The organism is Methylosinus sp., assembly GCF_036560965.1.
Taxonomy (GTDB): Bacteria; Pseudomonadota; Alphaproteobacteria; order Rhizobiales; family Beijerinckiaceae; genus Methylosinus.
Genome location: NZ_DATBQF010000048.1, coordinates 1 through 3,339, shown reverse-complemented (window position 1 = coordinate 3,339; position 3,339 = coordinate 1). Strand labels below are relative to the sequence as shown.

The window sequence follows — 3,339 nt, the reverse complement described above, 5'->3', positions numbered from 1 at the left end:
GCAAGGAGCGCGCGTCATAATCGCCTCGAAGCCCAATCGCCGCCGCCATGGCGAACCTCCATGTGTTCGCCTGGTCGAATCAAATTTCAGCCGATTCGGGAATCCCACACGTGAGTCGGCCTCTCAGAGAGTTGGTATTATGCCGCACGCCGCCACAAGGAAGCCACCGCGCGCGAGCGAGGCCCGAACGGCGAGGGGCTCGAGCGCGAGTTCGCGCCTCACGCCACATGCATCGCAACAGCGGCCACGGCCACGCTTTCAGAACTGATGAAGCTGCGACGATGGGAGCCGTCCTATCACGTCTGCCGCGCGATCATCGATCGGCGTCCGCCCTGGCTCGCCGAGGCCGCGACGCTGCTCATGGAACGCTGCGACAGCTTATGGAGAATTGCAGACATAGCTCATTGCGTTCACGAGCTGGTGCTCCAAGGATTGATCCCGCCGCCAGCACATGCGCGCTACCCGATCGGTCTCGCTTTTGCTTACGGCGGATACAGGGAGTGGCTGAACGACGAGAAATGGTACGACCGCAGCCGCCACGACGCCTCATCTCCGATCCTCGACCGCATTCGCGACGGGCTGGACGGGCTGCGGCCGGAGATCTGGCGACAGTTCGAGGTCGAGGGCGACAACGAGGTCAGCCTCATCAATTGCCAGACGCGGCGAGAAAGCGTCGAAGGGGGCTGGGCCGGCGCGCTCGCGACCCTTTCCGATGAGGGGCTTCTGGAACGCGCGCGGCTGCTCGACGCCAGCCTCGAGGCGCTGGCGCGCGGCTTCGCGCCGCATCGGGCGCGCTGGCACTATCAATTCCACGAATTGATGGCTCCAACGCTAGAAGAACGCGCCATCCGCGCCGAACTCTACTTTGATCTCCTCGCCAGCCCCGCCGGACCGATCGCGAGCTTCGCCATGGCGGCTCTGTTGAAGGTCGGCAAGGCCCGGAAGCTCGACCCTGCACGGGTGATTCTGCGCGTCGAGCCCGCCCTCTACTGCGCGACTGTCTCGGTGGCGAAAGGTGCGCTGAAGCTCATGGCCGGCGCTCTGCAGGAGCGGCCGGATTTGTCGGCAAGGGCGTTGCCGCTGTTGGCGATCGGGCTCGAGCACGCGTCCGAAGAGGTGCAGGACGGCGCGCTCGCGCAAATGGAAGCAGGGGCTGGCGCCTTCGACGAGCCGGCGCGTCGGGCGATCGAGGATCGCCTTCAGATCATGTCGCCAGCGCTGCGCTCACGCGCTCAGGCTTTGCTGGGCGCACGCCAAACCGCGAACGAAGAAGTGCGCGGCGTCGAAGCATGCATTGCAACGCTGCGACAAAGGGCAATGGCGCTGCCCGCCGACCTTCGTAGCCTCGCCGGAGTCGATGCGGCGCTGCAGGCAATCGACGCCGGCGCCTTCGATGTTCCACGCGCCCGTTTCACCGGCATGGACATCCCGCGCCTCAACCCCGAGAAGGCGATCGTGCCGATCGAGAGCTTCGAGGAATTCGTCGACGAAGCGCTGATCGTCATCGAACGTCCGATGGAAATCGAACGCGTCGAACGCGCGCTCGCCGCAGCCCTGCGCTTTTCCGCGCATCGCCCGCCCGACGCCGCGGGCCTTCTGGCGCCGCTCCAACTGGCGTTGCGGCGTTTCGCGCCGAAGCGTTGGGACCGCTCGGACTGGGCAACGCCGCGCGGCGTGCTTCAGATCACGCTCGAAGCATTTTTTGATGAATTCGAGCTCGCTCAAGCCGTTATCCCCAAGAACGATCCGGGCTTCGTCCTGCTGCTGCGCGCGCAGGACATGGCGCGGGCGATACGCTCCACGAAGACGGCCTCGCAATTGTCCGAGCCGACCCATTCCGGGTTTTGGATCGATCCTCTCGTCGCGGTCAGGCGGAGTTGCGCCGCAGAGGCGACGCCGATTCTTGGCCTCGCCGATCAGGTTCTCACACTCTTGCGGCTTGCACCGGAAGGGCGCGCGGAGGCACTACGCCAAGCCGCCAGGTTGACGGGGGAATGGGGCGCCGCGCTGCGTCACGCATTGGGTGGCGAAGAGACATTCGGCGCCACGCGGGCGCTTTGGGTCGCCGCAAGGCGGGCGCGCGCGCCTTTCGACGACGATGACCGCGTCGCCGAGCTCATGAGTGATTGGCTTGCCGGCCCTCTGCGCCACGGCGTGCACGCGCAGATGCGGGACCTGGCCGATTGGCCGGCGAGTGGGGACTTCTGCTTCCCGACAGAGGCACTTCTATGCACCACTTGGCTTTGGCCACTCGGAGGTTGCTCGGACGCATTTCGGCTTGGCGAATGGATCCGGGCGCTGTGGCCGCAGAACCCCCGTCCCGTCTTTACCCTCGCGCGCAACGCGAAATGTATGCAGGACGAAGCGGGCCTCTGTTCGATTGCAGAAGGGTTGACTCTCCTCCTAGATTCGGACGTTCCTATCGATGCGGCGGCTCTGCTGATGCTGTGCAACGGACTCGACGCGCAGGACAAGGCCACCGCCAGGGCTACAGTCGACGCGCTTATCGCCGTCATTGACGACGGGCGTCTCGACGGCGAAACCCTTGGCGCAGCCATTCATGACTATTTGAGCCGCGGCCGCACGATCGCGAAGCGCTGGCCGCAGCGGCTGCGGGACATCGCAAGTTCTTCGCTGCTTGCCGCTTTCGTCGTAAGGCGCGCGCTCGAACGGGCGTTCTGGCCGCTCGAGTCGCGAGCGGCGATAAAAGATATTCACTGCTGGATCGATTTGCTCCGAGAGCTTTGCGCCGAAACGGGAACGTCGATAAGCGATTCCGACTCCCGTCTCGGCATCGAGCATCATGGGCGAAGCGGAAAAAGCCTGAAGTCGGCGCGCGCTCTTCTCGCTCAGGAGGGCGACTCTTCCAAGAGACTTTTTGCACCAGCCGTCGCTTATGCGCTGGACAAGCGCCTGCGACGCGCGGAGGGCTGGAATGGTAGATTCGCCCTTGAGTAACGCAGCTTCGCTACAACGCGAGAAACCGCCCCGAGGATCAGATCGGGGCGGTGATTGATTTATGTAAGAAGTGGTTGCGGGGACCCGCAACACCCGATTCCTGCGATTGGTCGAGAACGTAATTCCCAAACTCGCTGCATAGCTTCGCCGAGGTTGGCGGCGATGTTCGTGGCGGCTCAAACCGCAGGGTCGGCCGCACCGCCGCCTCCGCGTCGACGGCGTCGTTCTTCTAGCGCTCGAGTAGAGTCGAGAAGAGGCGCGGTGGCACGTTGAGACGCGCTCCGTTTCCTCTCCCCGCTCATCAAACCGGACGTGCAGATTTCCCGCATCCGGCTTTCCGACTGGCTTCATCATAAGACACACGACGGCGACCCTTTACGC

At 64.4% G+C, this 3,339-nt stretch carries 1 protein-coding gene; it reads left to right on the top strand.

What is annotated here, in order from left to right; translation table 11 throughout:
• Positions 1–432 precede the first annotated feature (432 nt).
• A complete protein-coding gene (locus VIF40_RS12780; protein WP_331937896.1) occupies positions 433–2,958 on the top strand; it encodes a DUF6493 family protein in 2,526 nt (841 codons plus the stop codon).
• Positions 2,959–3,339 lie beyond the last annotated feature (381 nt).